The 14,421-nt window shown below is 69.5% G+C and carries 14 protein-coding genes; 7 read left to right on the forward strand and 7 right to left on the reverse strand.

The annotated features are described in order from the left end of the window. Nucleotides 1–210: 210 nt before the first annotated feature. Nucleotides 211–489: a hypothetical protein gene (locus EXE52_RS00870; RefSeq protein WP_089307774.1), complete on the reverse strand. Its 279-nt coding sequence runs from the start codon at nucleotides 487–489 to the stop codon at nucleotides 211–213. Between the two features lie 273 nt (nucleotides 490–762). Further along, complete coding sequence (locus tag EXE52_RS18660) at nucleotides 763–912, reverse strand: carboxymuconolactone decarboxylase family protein (protein ID WP_233125168.1); 150 nt, start codon at nucleotides 910–912, stop codon at nucleotides 763–765. A 217-nt stretch (nucleotides 913–1,129) separates the two neighbouring features. On the opposite strand from EXE52_RS18660, the gene EXE52_RS00880 reads away from it, so the two are divergent. The 3 genes from EXE52_RS00880 (at nucleotide 1,130) to EXE52_RS00890 (ending at nucleotide 3,703) form a co-directional block, all read left to right on the forward strand. Next, on the forward strand, nucleotides 1,130–2,059 hold the full coding sequence (locus EXE52_RS00880; protein ID WP_089307775.1) for a 1,4-dihydroxy-2-naphthoate polyprenyltransferase: 930 nt from the start codon (nucleotides 1,130–1,132) through the stop codon (nucleotides 2,057–2,059). After that, nucleotides 2,056–3,174 (forward strand): o-succinylbenzoate synthase, encoded by a 1,119-nt coding sequence (locus tag EXE52_RS00885; protein WP_089307776.1) that lies wholly within the window; start codon nucleotides 2,056–2,058, stop codon nucleotides 3,172–3,174. Before EXE52_RS00880 ends, EXE52_RS00885 begins: the two co-directional genes overlap by 4 nt. 73 nt (nucleotides 3,175–3,247) lie before the next feature. Further along, nucleotides 3,248–3,703: a DUF5799 family protein gene (locus EXE52_RS00890; RefSeq protein WP_089307777.1), complete on the forward strand. Its 456-nt coding sequence runs from the start codon at nucleotides 3,248–3,250 to the stop codon at nucleotides 3,701–3,703. A 46-nt stretch (nucleotides 3,704–3,749) separates the two neighbouring features. Here the strand turns inward: EXE52_RS00890 and EXE52_RS18365 are convergent, their stop codons facing one another. Further along, nucleotides 3,750–3,899, reverse strand: coding sequence for a hypothetical protein (locus EXE52_RS18365; RefSeq protein ID WP_017342927.1), 150 nt, complete (start codon nucleotides 3,897–3,899; stop codon nucleotides 3,750–3,752). Between the two features lie 67 nt (nucleotides 3,900–3,966). After that, nucleotides 3,967–6,114 carry a hypothetical protein gene (locus EXE52_RS00895; RefSeq protein ID WP_089307778.1) on the reverse strand — a complete coding sequence of 716 codons (2,148 nt, stop codon included), beginning with the start codon at nucleotides 6,112–6,114 and terminating at the stop codon, nucleotides 3,967–3,969. Between the two features lie 143 nt (nucleotides 6,115–6,257). Here EXE52_RS00895 and EXE52_RS00900 point away from each other — a divergent pair, with 143 nt between their 5' ends. Beyond that, on the forward strand, nucleotides 6,258–7,307 hold the full coding sequence (locus tag EXE52_RS00900; RefSeq protein ID WP_089307779.1) for a phosphotransferase family protein: 1,050 nt from the start codon (nucleotides 6,258–6,260) through the stop codon (nucleotides 7,305–7,307). 24 nt (nucleotides 7,308–7,331) lie between these two features. Here the strand turns inward: EXE52_RS00900 and EXE52_RS00905 are convergent, their stop codons facing one another. Continuing rightward, on the reverse strand, nucleotides 7,332–8,129 hold the full coding sequence (locus EXE52_RS00905) for an aldo/keto reductase (RefSeq protein ID WP_089307780.1): 798 nt from the start codon (nucleotides 8,127–8,129) through the stop codon (nucleotides 7,332–7,334). A 130-nt stretch (nucleotides 8,130–8,259) separates the two neighbouring features. Between EXE52_RS00905 and EXE52_RS00910 the strand changes: the two genes are divergently transcribed. Continuing rightward, the gene (locus tag EXE52_RS00910; protein ID WP_089307781.1) at nucleotides 8,260–9,192 is read left to right on the forward strand and encodes a DUF5821 family protein; all 933 of its coding nucleotides are present in this window, start codon (nucleotides 8,260–8,262) and stop codon (nucleotides 9,190–9,192) included. Nucleotides 9,193–9,234: 42 nt separating this feature from the next. On the opposite strand, the gene EXE52_RS00915 is transcribed toward EXE52_RS00910, so the two are convergent. Continuing rightward, on the reverse strand, nucleotides 9,235–10,755 hold the full coding sequence (locus EXE52_RS00915) for an aldehyde dehydrogenase family protein (RefSeq protein WP_089307782.1): 1,521 nt from the start codon (nucleotides 10,753–10,755) through the stop codon (nucleotides 9,235–9,237). 89 nt (nucleotides 10,756–10,844) lie between these two features. On the opposite strand from EXE52_RS00915, the gene EXE52_RS00920 reads away from it, so the two are divergent. Then, the gene (locus EXE52_RS00920; RefSeq protein WP_049929895.1) at nucleotides 10,845–11,582 is read left to right on the forward strand and encodes a helix-turn-helix domain-containing protein; all 738 of its coding nucleotides are present in this window, start codon (nucleotides 10,845–10,847) and stop codon (nucleotides 11,580–11,582) included. Nucleotides 11,583–12,099: 517 nt separating this feature from the next. Here the strand turns inward: EXE52_RS00920 and EXE52_RS00925 are convergent. Beyond that, nucleotides 12,100–12,966 (reverse strand): proline dehydrogenase family protein, encoded by an 867-nt coding sequence (locus EXE52_RS00925; RefSeq protein ID WP_089307783.1) that lies wholly within the window; start codon nucleotides 12,964–12,966, stop codon nucleotides 12,100–12,102. A 181-nt stretch (nucleotides 12,967–13,147) separates the two neighbouring features. On the opposite strand from EXE52_RS00925, the gene EXE52_RS00930 reads away from it, so the two are divergent. Beyond that, nucleotides 13,148–14,419: an ABC transporter substrate-binding protein gene (locus EXE52_RS00930; RefSeq protein WP_089307784.1), complete on the forward strand. Its 1,272-nt coding sequence runs from the start codon at nucleotides 13,148–13,150 to the stop codon at nucleotides 14,417–14,419. Nucleotides 14,420–14,421: the final 2 nt, after the last annotated feature.

Below are 14,421 nucleotides of genomic sequence, written 5' to 3' on the forward strand. Positions count from 1 at the left end.
CTGGGTCGTGCGTCGTGGTGGCACGGGCGTCGACGGTCGCGACACGGGTGCTGACGGGCGGACGGGCGCTTTCGACAGATGGGCGATCGGGAACGGAGCCGCTCGTCTCGCGTTCCGGGCCCCGGATCATGCTGCCGGTTGATCGCGCTGTCCGCTCGGGGGAGATCAGAGAACGACGGCGGCGGCGTGCCGAGAGAGCCGGCGTTCCGGCTACATCCCCATATCGGCGGCGGCGTCCGGCACCGGGAGGTCTGGGACGGCGGCGCCGAGCAGCTCGGCCGCGTGGTCGAGCGCCATGTCGAACCCGTAGTAGCGCTCCAGTTCGTCGCCGTCCGGGCCGGTCCGGATCTTCAACATCGCGTATCCGTCGGCGTTCTGCGCGACGGTCGCCTCCCGACCGTCCCGCGAGAAGGTGAGCCGTCGCTCGCCGTCGGTCTCCTCGTACCGCGCCTCGATGCCGTTCGCCGACGCGGCCTCCGTGTCGGTCATACAGGCGTTACGGGCCGGTCCCTGTCGAACCTGTCGGTCGCCGAGACCGGGCGATCGGTCGCGAGCCGTCCGGTGCCGTGGCCCCGGTGCCGGGCGGCCCGCGGCCGCGGAGCTAGCGCGGGTCCCACCCGTTGAACTCGCTCCCCGACTCCAGTTCGGGGTCGAACGCGTCGATGACGCCGCCGAGCGTGTCGTACCCTCGGCGACCGCGGCGATGTCGACGATCGCTTCGTCGTCGGTCCCGACCCCGCGGGCGATGGTACCGCGTTGGTGCTACTCGTACCGGTTGCCGATCTCGCTCGATACCGCCAAGATGACCAGTTCACGCTCCCGTTCGGTGAGCCGGCTGTCGGTCCACAGCGACTCGGGGAACGACCAGAGGCCGGCGAGCACCGCGGGGTTGTTGCCGAGCGACCGGCACACGTGAAGCGGTTCCCCTGAAGCGACGACCCCGAGAGCTCCCCGTACTCGTCCGGCACGTCAGACGCCTCTGCGTAGGGAACGCGGGCCATGGCGAAGGGCTCGCACCCGCGAGGCATAGGTGTACGCCACTCGGTACCGTTCGCCGCGACCGGTTCGGGCCGGTCCGCAGGGATCCGCGATAGCAAGCTTAAGGGACGCCACGCGCCAATCGGCGGCAATGAGTACCGAGGTGACCCGTCGGCGCGCGTGGGTTATCGCCGCTCGGCCGCAGACGCTCCCTGCCGCGGCCGCGCCGGTGATCGTCGGCGTCGGGCTCGCGCTCGCCGACGGGGTGTTCGCCCCGCTGCCCGCGCTCGCGGCGCTCGTCGGCGCGGCGCTGATCCAGGTCGGCACGAACTTCGCGAACGACTACTACGACGCGATCCAAGGGGCGGACACCGACGACCGCGAGGGGTTCACGCGCGTCGTCGCCAGCGGCCTCATCGAGCCCGCCGAGGTGAAGCGGGCGATGTGGCTCACCTTCGCGGCAGCGATCCTCGTGGGGACCTACCTCGTCGCCGTCGGCGGCGTCCCCATCCTCGTGATCGGGCTCGCCTCCGTGGCGGCCGGGATCGCCTACACCGGCGGGCCGTACCCCCTCGGCTACCACGGGCTCGGCGACCTCTTCGTGTTCGTCTTCTTCGGCGTGATCGCGGTGACGGGGACCTACTACGTTCAGGCCGCCGCGCTGCTCGCAGGGTGGTTCCCGGCGGGGCCCCCGGAGGGCACCGTCGCGCTCGCGGCGGTGGTCGCGAGCCTCCCGATCGCCGCGCTGTCGACGAACATCCTCGTCGTCAACAACCTCCGCGACCGCGAGGAGGACGCCTCGACGGGCAAGCGCACCCTCGCCGTCCGGTTCGGCTACCGGTTCGCTCGCGCCGAGTACCTCGCGCTGCTCGCCGTCGCGTACCTCGTCCCCGTCTGGTTCGCCGCGCGCGGCGACGGGGTCGCGACGCTGCTCCCGCTCGTCACTCTCCCGCTCGCGGCGACCGTCGCGCGGACGGTGCTCACCGAGACCTCGGGCGAGGCGCTCAACCCCGCGTTAGAGTCGACCGGCAAACTGCTCGCGGCGTACGCCGTCGCGTTCGCCGTCGGGTTGGCGGTGTGACCGACGACGACCCTCGCGGCGAGGCCTCGGTCACGGTCGTGCGCCACCGCCCGTTCGCGCTCGACCTGACCCGACCGCTCGGAACCGCACGCGGCGAGATCCGTCGCCGGGAAGGGTTCGTGATCACGGCTAGACGCGGCGGCGACGAGTCAGGCGCGGTCGGCCTCGGCGAGGCGACTCCGCTCCCGGGGTGGACGGAGTCGCGCGACGCCTGTGCGGCGGCGCTCGGCGACCTCGAAGCCGGGAACATGTCCGAACCGGTCCCGGGAGTGCCGGACGCGGAATCGACGCCAGCCGCGCGACACGGCGTCTCGCTCGCGCTCGCCGACGCCGCAGCTCGCGACGCGGGACGGCCGCTCGCGGAGCAACTCGCCGTCGAGGCCGGCGTGACCGCGACGCCCGCTGACGCCGTCCCGGTCAACGCGACCGTCGGGGACGGCGGGCCGGCGGAGACCGCCGCCGAGGCGACGCGTGCGGTCGAGGAGGGGTTCGACTGCCTGAAGCTGAAGGTCGGCGCCCGCGACGTCGACGCCGACGTCGAGCGCCTCCGCGCGGTCCGCGACGCGGTCGGCGACCGGGTCGCGCTCCGGGCCGACGCGAACGGAGCGTGGGACCGGGAGACGGCGCGTCACGCGCTCGGCGCGCTGGCGGCGTTCGACCTCGCGTACGTCGAGCAGCCGCTCCCGGCGGACGACCTCGGCGGGCTGGCGGAACTTCGCCGCGACGGTGGCGGCGAGCGGGTCCCGATCGCCGCCGACGAGTCGGTCGCGGTCCACGGGGTCGACGCCGTCCTCGAAGCGGACGCCGCCGACGCGGTCGTCCTCAAGCCGATGGCGCTCGGCGGCCCCGACCGCGCGCTGGCGGCCGCGCTACGGGCGCGGTCGGCCGGCGTCGACCCGGTGGTCACCACCACGATCGACGCGGTCGTCGCGCGGACGGCCGCCGTCCACGTGGCGGCCGCGGTCCCCGAGGTGTCGCCCTGCGGGCTCGCGACCGGGACGCTGCTCGACGAGGACCTCGCCCCCGATCCCTCTCCGGTCGCAGAGGGCGCGGTCGCCGTGCCGTTGGGACCCGGACTCGCGGGCGCCGCGTTCGACGATCTCCGGCGGTCGTGAGCGCGCCCCGTCGGCGTCCGCACCCTGACGCGAGGGGGACGGACTTTTCACCGCGACCGGCGAACGGAGTCGCATGAGCGAGTGGACCGACGCCATCGTCGGCGAGCGGATGACCGTCGACAACCAGTTCAACGAGCGCGTCGCCGCGTCGCGCTTCTCCAGCCAGGAGTGGGGCCTGATCATGACGGCCACCGATCTGGAGATCGAGAACGCCGACGACCCCGACGCCGCCCGCGTCGTCGCGGACACGTCGAACCTCCCCGCGATCATGCCGGAACTGGAGAACCTCCGGTCGCAGATGGCGGGGATGGGCGGCGCTCCCGGCGGCGACTCCGGCGGGTCCGGCGGGGGCGTGGTCGACTCGATTAAGGGCGCACTCGGGCTCGGCGGCGGGGGCGGATCCGGCGGTCCCTCGGACGAGGAGCTGGAGGCCGCCGAGCGGCTCGTTCAGGAGTACGCCGACGAGCTACAGGCGCACCTCGAAGAAGTCGGCAAGTGGGAACAGGTCCGCGTCGCGTACCAAGAGTAGCCGGCGGTCGCCGTCCGACCGGCGGGCGGACGCTCGCCCCGGCTCGTTACTCCACGTCGCTACCGCGGAACAGGGTGAGCTCCTCCGCCTCGTAGATGCTGATGAGCTCGCTGACGATCTCGTCGTACTCCTCGTCGTCGACCCGGAGCGCGTCCAGCCGCTCGACCGTCTCCTCGTCGAGGTGTATCTGGGGCATACGCGGCGGTTCGTCGTCCGGAGAATAAAAGATGTCGACGGAAACGAGGTCCCGAGAGTGCGGCCATTCACTCCTCTCTACCCGCTTCGCACGCGGCTTCGGTTGAGCTGACGTCTGACCGTCGGCTTCGGGCCATCGCTGCGATCTCATCCGCGGAGAGATCGTCGCTCCAGAGGACGAGTTCGTCCGAGAACTCGAGGACGGGTGACTTGTCGCTGTGGATATCGAGAATCCCCGAAGCGTCAGTGATCCCGGCCTTCACGCCCGTTCCGTTCAGGATCGATTTCCGGTCGCTGAAAACCCCGGTGAACCGGTACTCGCTCCCGATCAACACTTCGGTCGAGAGGAACGACCAACAGCCCACGCGATAGGTGTCGTTCGCCTGTGATCGGCAGGAATACAGCTGGGTCGTAAGTCCGCGGTCGACGGCGATCGCGGTCCCCGGGTCACCGACGTGTCGAGCGGTCACAGGTCCGTCGCGGAGACTCAGTCGAGTCGCCACTCTGAGCGGGGATCCGGCCGCGATCAAGCCGATCATGGTCCGGAGCCGCTCCGGGGACACGACGTCGCTGAGGTGAATCGCGCTCGACCCGCCGCGCTCGACGGCGTCGATGCCGGCGGCGGTGTCCCTCGTGCCTTCGAACACGGTCAGTTTCGGTGCCTCGGTCCTCCCGTCGAGAGGAAGGGAACCGTCGGGTCCCACGGCGCCGGCGGTTACCGAAGCCCCGCAGAGTACGATGTCGAGTTCGGGGTCGGACAGCGTCTCGACGACCGCGTCGCGAGACGGCGAACCGATCACGTCCAACGACCCGATACCATCGAGTTCCGCAGGTTCGACCATCGACCCCCGAAGGGATCGGGCGCGTTCCTCGTCCTCGAAGAGGAACACGACCGAGAGGGTGCCGCGCTCTGGGATCTGTCTCCGAAGTCGGTTCTCGTACGCGTCGGGGGATATCACGGATGCGCCCGCAGGAATCGGGTCCGCGTCCGGAGACGGAACCCGACTCGAACGAGAGGGAGCCGTCTTTCCCGGTCCCGATGAGGTGTTCGAAGGGCCAAAGGCGGACAGATCCGCTGACGCCTGAGGCGATGTCGCAATCCCCACTGGCGCGTCCGACGCGGAGGAACCGGCGTCGCCCCGGACGCGGACCGGCGCGAGGACGTGAGCGAGGTGCGGCAGCAGTTCCGCGGACGCGGGAACCGGCCGGAGGACGGCCTCGGTCGGCCACGCCGGCAGATGAGGTTCGACCGTCTCGGGATCGACCTCTAGGTACTCCATCAGCCGCTCGCTCATGGAGCGGTCGGCGAGGTTCGGAGGGTAAAACGGGAGATCGGGACCGACCGCGTCGTACTCGTACCGGTCCGACGGGACATACCCCTCCGTCCGCGCGAGCGTGTCGAGGAAGAACCACGTTCGGAACAGTTCCGTGACCCGTTCCCCGAGGGCTTCCCCCTCCGTCGGGAGCCGTTCCTCGTACCCCGTGTCCAGTCGGATCGCCGGGGCGTCGCCCGTCACCATTCGAGCCCCGAGGTAGTACGACAGCGTCGAGAGGCGGTACACGTCGGCGTACGTCGGTCGGACGACGACCTCGACGCCCGTGTCGGGTACCGACAGCGGGCTCGGGACGTCGAGGGAGTCGCCGGGCTCGATCCGAGGCGGATAGCCGCGCAACGTCGGCCACGACCGCTCCGGGGTGAATTCTTTGACTGACGACCCGAGCAGCGACACGGCCTCGGTCAGCGCTGCCGGGTCGTCGGGGACGGTGATCGTCGCCTCGGGGCGCGTGTGGAACGAGCGCGCACCGACCGAGACGGTCCGGGGGCGGTCGAACGAGATAGTAACCGGGTCGGGACCTCCGCCACTGGTCGCCGAGACCTCAACGTCCGTCACGCGGATGAGTACCTTCGTCACCCCGTTCACTTCGATACAGTACGAGCCGCGTTCGAGCTCTATCGAATCGTTGTGTCTGGCGACGTGGTCACCGTTAACGTCCCGGAAGACGATCGACGCGTAGTCGAGTAGCACCAGCGATTCCGCTTCGAAGCTGACCGCGCGGTCCACCGGAGAGGGGAACAGCGCAGGCAGCGCCGGGCGGAGATCCGGCTCGCGGTCGACGCCGAGCCGCAGCTCCTCGCCCTCGATCACGTCTCGGACGGTGAGCGTCGTCCCGTCGACCTCGAACGCGATACGCCCCTCGGATGACCCGTCGTTCACTAGATTAGTCTGATTCGCCAACACGTATGAGGTTGTTGGTAATTATCTCGTTTCGGAGTTCTGAAGCGTGCTACCGTGGTTCTTGCTCGCTTTAGACCAGCCCTGACAACAATCTTAACATCGGCCGACTCGGACGAGCACGCATGGACGGGCCCGGATCGGAACCGATCGACCGCGCGCTCGCTGCGGCGTTTCCGGACCGCGAGGTCGACCGGCTGACCGGCGTCGGCCCCTCTTGGAACGGCGCCAACGAGACGGTCGGCGTCGCCTTCGCGGACGGCTCCTGGGCATTCCTCAAAGTCGCGCTCGCCGACGAGAGCCACCGGCTCACCCGGGAGCGCGCCGTGCTCCGATACGTCGGAGCGCACGGCCTCCTCCCGGTCCCCGAGGTGCTGGCGGCCGATCCGGACGGGGACCCGGCGTACCTCGCGACGGCGCCGGCCCCCGGCCGCGGGCTGCTGGAGGCCTACGAGGCCGCGAGCGACGACGAGCGCGAGCGACTGCTCCGCCGCGTCGGGGGCGCGCTCGCCGCGCTCCACGCCGACCGGTTCGCGAGCCACGGGGAGATCGTCGGCGCGGGGACGGAGCGCGGGAGCGCGGCGGAAGGAGCGGCGACCGCGGGACCCGACGCGCAGACCGGACTCGCGATCGAGTTCGCGCCGTGGACGGACGTGCTGCTCGCGACGGTCGAGCGGACGCGCGAGATCGGCACCTCGGAGCGGCTCGCCGACCACTACGACGCCGTCGTCGACTGCGTGCGCGCGAACCGGGACCTGCTCGACGGCGCGCCGGCGGCGCTGCTCCACGGCGACATCACGAAGCCGAACCTCTTCGTGACGGCCGAAGGGGACGGGGCGGACGCTACCGACGGCCCGGGCGTCGCGGCGATCGACTGGGAGCTGTCGCACGTCGGCGACCCGGCTCGGGACCTGGTGCGCGCGGAGGACCAGCTGCTCAACGGGTTCGACTCGACCGGCTCGGAACGGTTCGCCGCGGCCCTCCGCGAGGGATACCGCGAGCGCGCCGGGGGGCTTCCCGAGGGGTTCGAACGGCGGCGCCCCGTCTACGAGGTCGTCAGAATGCTCGGACGCTCGGGATTCATCGATCAGTGGGTACCGTACCTCGACGAGCCCCTCGATGCCTTGGTCGATCGGGCGGACGCCGAGCTGCGGGCGCGGCTCGACGCGGTCTGATCGCGGTGTCAGCCGGCCGCCCCGTCAGCGGTTCCACGCCGCGTCGTCGGGGTCGATCTGACGTTCCCCCGGATCGAGCGCATCGATCTCATCGAGGTCCTCGTCGGGCAGGTCGACGTCGACTGCGCGCAGGTTCTCCCGCAGGTGGTCGCCTCGCCCCTTCGGGATCGGCACGATACCGCGATCGAGCGCCCACGCGAGCGCGACGACCGCCGGCGAGAGGTCGTTTCGCTCGGCGATTTCGAGGATCGCCGGATCGTCGAGGATCTCCCCGCGGCCGAGCGGGGAGTAGCCCACGAGCCGGTGGTCGAACTCGTCGGCGAGGGCGCGCAGTTCCGGCTGCCGGAACCGCGGGTGACACTCGACTTGGTGGGCCGCGATCGGCGCGTCGAGGATCTCGCGGGCCTCGCGCAGCAGATCGGGCGTGAAGTTCGAGACGCCGACGTGGTCGGTCATCCCCTCATCGCGGAGTTCGTCGAACGCGAGCAGCGTGGTCTCCGCGTCGTACGCTCGGATCGGCCAGTGGACGTACAGGAGGTCGACGCGGTCGAGGCCGAGCCGATCCAGGCTCGCCCGCGCCGTCTCGCGGACGTCGTCGGGCGCGAGGTTCTCGGGGTGGACCTTCGTCGCGACGACCACGTCGTCGCGATCGACGTCGCTCGCGGCGATCCCCTCGCCGACCGCCGCCTCGTTGTCGTACATCTGCGCGGTGTCGACGTGACGGTAGCCGGCGTCCAGCGCCGCGGCGACGGTGTCGGTACAGGTCTCGGGGTCGTCGAGCCCGGACGTTCCGAGCCCGATCGACAGGTCGAGCGGTGGCACGCGTTCGCGTTCCGGCCGCCGGGTGAAAAAGGCGCGCGAGCCGGCACGTCACGATCCCGCAGTTCCGTGCGCGTCCCGTGCGCTTGTCGCGCCCCGCACCCTTAATCCGTCGCGACCGTAGGACGGGTCGATGGCGACCGGACCCGCGCTCCCCTCGACCCCGGATCCGCTCCCGCTGGGCGCGCTCTCCGACCCGATCCTCGTCGACCCCGGACCGCGACTGCTCCGCGCGGTCGTCGAGGCGTACCGGGAGGCCGCCCCGGTGCTCGTCGAGCCGAGCGTCGCGGAGCTTGCCGGTGAGGCGCACGGGGACGGCGGGGAGGGAGACCGCGACCCGTCCGGTCTCCCGCCGCTGAACGTGTTCGCAGGCGAGCCCGCGGTCGACGCCATGACCGCCGGGTTCCGGCCTGCGAGCCGGCTCGCGGCGCTCCTCGACGCCGACGCGATCGACCTCCGGGTCCTCGACACGCCGCAGCCGAACCCCGTGCTGGTGGGAGCGGAGACGGGGTTCGCGCTGATCGGAAGCGAACGCGACGGGGCGGGCGGGGAGACGAGCGAGGAGACGACCGGAGCGGTGAGTCGGTGGCACCGGATCGGCGACGACGCCACGCTCCGCGAGCGGTACGCGCCGCGGTTCGCGGCGGCCGAGCCGTACCGGCTCCGGACGCCGAGCCGACGGCGGGTGTACGAGGGGTTCGCGACGCGGTGTGACGAATCGGTCGCCGCGGCGGTGCTCCGCGCGCTCGATGCCGAGGTCGGCGCCGATTCGCGCGGAGCCGCGGGTCCAGACTCCGAGGAGACCCGCGTCCGCGCCTACGCGGTGGGCGCCCGCGAAGGCGCCCTCGACCGCACCCTCCGGCGGGCCTGCGAGGACGCGGGTCTCGGGAGCCCCTCGACGTTCACGCGGATAAAACGGCTCCTGCGGGAGGCCGAGCTGATCGAGACCGTCTCCGAGCCGCAACCGGTCGGGCGCCCGCGCGAGCGGCTCGCGGCGCGCGGCGCGCTCGCGGCGGCGGAGACGGCGGAAGAGACGGTCGCGGCGGTTCGCGGCGTAACAGGGTGAGAAGCGTTCGGACGCCCGTCACCGGGCGTCATTCCGGACGGATCAGTCGTCTTTCGTCTTGATGTCCGCCGAGAGGCCCTGCGCCATCTCGATCTCCTTCGAGTTGTTCAGGGTCCATGCGGTGCGGTCGGTGACGGCCTCGATCGCCTCCCGGGCGGAGGGGTAGCCGTTGCCGGACTTCTTCACGCCGCCGAAGGGGAGCTGGACCTCGGCGCCGATGCACGGGAGGTTGCCGTACGCCAGCCCCAGCTCGGCGCGGTCGCGGTAGTAGTTGATCTGTCGGTAGTCCTCGGAGATGATCGCGCCAGCCAGCCCGTAGTCGGTGTCGTTCTGGATCTCGACGGCCTCCTCGATGTCGCCGTCGTACTCCATGAGCGCGACGTGGGGTCCGAACACCTCCTCGTGAGTACACGTCAGGTCGGCGTGGGCGTCGGCCTCGTAGACGAACGGACCGACCCAGTAGCCGTCCTCGTGGCCGTCTGGGATCTCCTCGTCGTCGAGCTCGGTCCGGTCGACGAGCACGTTCACGCCCTCCTCGCGGGCCGCCTCGTTGTTTCGGGTGACCTTCTCGCGGTGTTCCTCCTCGATGAGCGGCCCCATGAAGGTGTCCTCGTCGAGGGGGTCACCGACCGCGACCGACTCCGCGACCTCGACGAACCGCTCCTTGAACTCGTCGTACACGTCCGTGTGGACGATCAGGCGCTCGGAGGAGACGCAGCGCTGACCGGTCGTCTTGAACGAGGACATCACCGCGGAGTGGACCGCGACGTCGAGGTCCGCCTCCTCGGTGACCACGATCCCGTTCTTGCCGCCCATCTCGCAGGCGGCGCGCTTGCCGGCGACGCCGCCGAGCTTCTCTTGGATGTGGTGGCCGACCTCGGCCGAACCGGTGAAGATAACGGTGTCGACGTCGTCGTTCTCGACGATCGCGTTGCCCGCGTCGCCGAACCCCTGTACCATGTTGAACACGCCGTCGGGGATGCCGGCGTCGTCGAACATCTCTGCGATGATCTGCGCGCACCACGGCGTCTGCTCGGCCGGCTTGAACACGACGGTGTTCCCCTCGACCAGCGCAATGGCCATGTGCCAGTAGGGGATCGCGACCGGGAAGTTCCACGGCGTGATACAGCCGGTGACGCCGCGCGGTTTCCGTCGCATGTACGCGTCCTTCGAGGGGATCTCCGAGGGGACGATGTCTCCCTTCGGATGCCGGGCGTCGCCAGCGGCCCACTCGACCATGTGCGCGGCCTCGACCACGTCCGCTTTCCCCTCGCTGATCTCTTTCCCGCACTCCTTGGTGACGATCTCCCCGAGCTCGTCGGTCCGGTCGCGGAGCTCGTGGTACACGTCCCAGAGGTACTCCGCGCGCTGGATCCGCGAGAGCTCGCGCCACTCCTCGAACGCCGCGTCCGCTGCGTCGGCCGCGCGGTCGACGTCCTCGGGGGTCCCCTGACGGAACTCTCCGAGCGTCTCGCCGGTCGCGGGGTTCTCGCTCTCGAAGGTCTCGGACCCGTCGCCGTCGACCCACTCGCCGTCGATGTAGTGCTGGTAGGGCTGCGCCATGTTTGAGACATCCGGTCGGCACGTCCAAATAACCCACCCTACCATGGTCGGTAAGGTCTTTGTGATGTAGTGCCAAACATGCGGTACCAATGGCGACAACCGAACCAGAAGGGGCGAGCGAGTGGGCCGGAACCCGGCTCACGCTCGACCTCTGGCATCCGAACTGCTGGGCGATCGAGGCGACGAAAAAGACCGGCGGCGGCGTCCTCGCACACGCGATCTACAACTCACCGATGGCCGAAAGCGACGCGCCGAACACGGTGAACGGCCTGTTCACGGCGTTCGGAGACACGAACGAGGAGGTCGAAGCATTGCTCGACGCGATCCGCGAGTCCGACCGCGCGGGGAACCTCTTGGAGCTACAGGAGCGGTTCGGGCGCGCTCGGGACGCCCCGGGCAACGTCGTCCGCGAGTTCTTCTTGGAGTACGACCCGGGCGACATGGTGTGTCCGACGCTTTTGGAACACGGCTTCGTCCACAGCGCGCCGGTCCGGATCGAGGGCGGACGGGAGGAGTGGCAGGTGTGTTTCGTCGGCGAGCGCACCGAGATCCGGGAGTCGCTCGACGCGGTTCAGGAGGCGGCCGGCGCGGAGGTGACGGTGGAGTCGATGTCGTCGTCGGGCCACGCCGGGCGGACCCCCCGCGAGCAGCGGCTCGACACGCTGACCACGACACAGCGGAAGGTGTACGAACACGCCCGCGAAGCGGGCTACTACGAGTGGCCCCGAGAGGCGTCGACGCGCGAGCTCGCCGACGACATGGAGGTCTCGAAGACGACGCTGCTCGAACACCTGCGGAAGGCGGAGTCGAAGCTACTGGACCCGTGAACGGCAGTGTCGACTGCGGAGCGAGTGTTACAGCGCGTCGAGCGCGGTACGGTATTTAAATATCCGCGAGCGACAGCGCCGATTGGTTATGAATGAAGGCGGTGGCGCGTGCCTGCGAGCGGCCGCTATCGGCGGCCGCGAGTCAGCACGCGCGAGGGAGTCAGTCGCCGGAGCGAAGCGACGGCGACTGACGAGGTTGGGGAGGCGTGAGGCGCCGTGCGGTCGCGGTCGGGTAGGGACTCGAAGGGGCAGTCGCGAGGACGGCGCAGGTGACGTAAGGACCGCAAGGAGCGAGCGAAGCGAGCGACTGAGGACCGCAGCGAGCGTGCGCCGTCCTCGCGACTGGGGCCTTGGAACTGTTTGCCGCCGATCTGCTAGCGACCATTTATTACCGAGCGGCCGGGAATTTGGAGGCGTCCGTCGTCGGTCGTTCAATCGCTGATAAACGGCGGACGGAAAACTTACACGCCGATTGATAAATCGTAGCGCCCGATCGCCGGTCTTTGCCCCGGTTCGTTCAGTTCCCGACGATCGCGCGCAGCGCGAACAGGGCGTTCGACTTGCGCTCCCGGATCCGCCGGTAGAAGTAGGAGAACCACTTGGAGCCGTACGGGATGTACTGGTAGACTTTCACGTCGTCTTCGGCCGCGAGTTCGAACTGCGCCGACTCCCGGACGCCGGTCAGCATCTGGACCTCGTAGGGGGTCCCGTGGTCGGCGTACAGCTGCTTCGCGTAGTCGATCATCGCGGGGTCGTGGCTCCCGACGGCGACGCCGTCGTCGAACGCCTCGAACATATACGCGAGGCAGTCGCGGTACGACTCGTCGACGCGCGCCTTCTTCTTGTAGGAGATCTCGGCCGGCTCGTCGTACGCACCCTTGACGAGTCGGACCTTCCCCGGGAGGTCGGCGAGCCGTTCGAGGTCCTCGCGGGTCCGCTTCAAGTTCGCCTGTACGCAGACGCCGACGTTGCCGTCCGTCTCGACGGCGTGCCGTTCGAACGCGTCGAGCGTCACGTCGGTGGTCTCGTGGTCCTCCATGTCGATCCAGACGAAGGTGCCCGTCCCGTCCGGCCCGGTCGCGGACGGCGGGTTAGCCGCCTCGACGATGCGCGCCAGGTTCTCTTCGAAGACGTCGTCGGCGATGTCGAGGCCGATCTGGCTCGATTTGACCGAGACGCAGGCGTCGACGCCGCGCTCCGCGATCGCCTCGACGAGGTCGACGTACGCGTCGGCGTCGGCGTCGGCGGGGGGCCGTTCCTCGTAGTGTTCGCCGAGCAGGTTCAGGATGCCGGCCACGCCGCGGTTGTTGAGCCCCTCGACGTGAGCGAGCGCCGCCTCCGGCGTCTCCCCGGCGACAAAGTTGCTCGCGATGGGCGGGATCATGCGATCACTGCGGATCCGGAGCGGTATATAATGGCACCCGACCAATTGTTCCGAAGACATATTCCTGTATAAAATTCTTTCAGTCCCACTACCAGCCGATTCATCGATCTGCCGCGCGCTCACCGACCATGGACGGGTCGGGGTTAAGGTAGCCGAATGTGCTCGGGACTATCGGAAACATATGTCACGGAATACCACGGGCATGACGGATCGGCGGACGCTGCTGAAACTGACCGGCGGTGCGGGACTCGTCGGACTGTCGGGCTGTCTCAGCACGACTGACGACGGCAGCGACGGCAGTGACGGCAGCGACGGCGGCGACGGCGGCGACTCGACCGTGGCTTACGAGATCGGGATGGTCGACTCCCAGACCGGGTCGCTGTCGGCGTTCGGCGAGCGGAACCAGCGCGGCGTCGACCTCGCCCTCTCGATGGTCAACGAGGTCGGCATTAACGGGCGAGACCTCGACATCGTCGTCGAGGACTCCGAGAGCGAGAACCAGGGCGGGATCGCTGCCGCCCAGAAGCTCGTCAATCAGGACGGCGTGCCGTTCCTGATCGGCGCGGTCGGCTCCGGCGTCTCGCTGGCCATCTACGAGAGCGTCATCGAAGGAACGGACGTCGTTCAGCTGAGCCAGAACTCCACCGGGCTCAACCTCACCGAGTTCCCGGGACTGCTCCGGATGTCGCCGTCGGGGCGGAGCCAGTCGCTCGCGCTCTCGAACCTCATCAGCGACGACGGCTACGACGAGGTTGCGATCACCTACGTCAACAACGACTACGGCCAGAGCCTCACGGACGCGTTCGTCGACGCGTACGAGGGCGAGGTCGTCTACAACACGCCGCACGATCAGGACCAGCAGTCGTACTCCAGCGTCATCTCGGAGATGAACAGCTCCGGCGCCGACGCGTGGCTGTTCATCACCTACCAGGCCGAGTTCGCGACGATGGTCAACGAGGTGTTCTCCTCGGGGTACGAGGCGCAGTTCTACGGCGCCGACTCCGTCTCCGGCGACAACGTGCTCGAGAACACCCCGGAGGGGAGCATCGAGGGGATGAAGATCGTCGTTCCGTCCGCGCCCGTCGAGGAGGAGAACTACCAGTCGTTCGCGGACACCTTCGAGTCGGAGTACGGCCGGCAGCCGACCTCGTGGGCGGCGTACGCGTACGACTGCGTGATCAACGCCGCCTTGGCGATCCAGGCCGCGGACGAGTTCACGGGGGCGGCGCTCCAGGACACCGTCCGGCGCGTCTCCGGGCCGGAGGGCGAGACGGTGACCTCGTTCGAGGCCGCGAGCGGGATCCTCGCGGACGGCGGCGGACCGGACGACGTCGACTACCAGGGGGTCAGCGGCCCCATCGACTTCGACGAGAACGGGGACCCGATCGGCTTTCTTCAGGTCCTGGAGGTCCAGGACCACGCGTACGAAGGCATCGACTTCATCGAAGGCTAATC

The sequence above is a fragment of the Halorubrum sp. CGM4_25_10-8A genome (assembly GCF_005435025.1).
Taxonomy (GTDB): Archaea; Halobacteriota; Halobacteria; order Halobacteriales; family Haloferacaceae; genus Halorubrum; species Halorubrum ezzemoulense.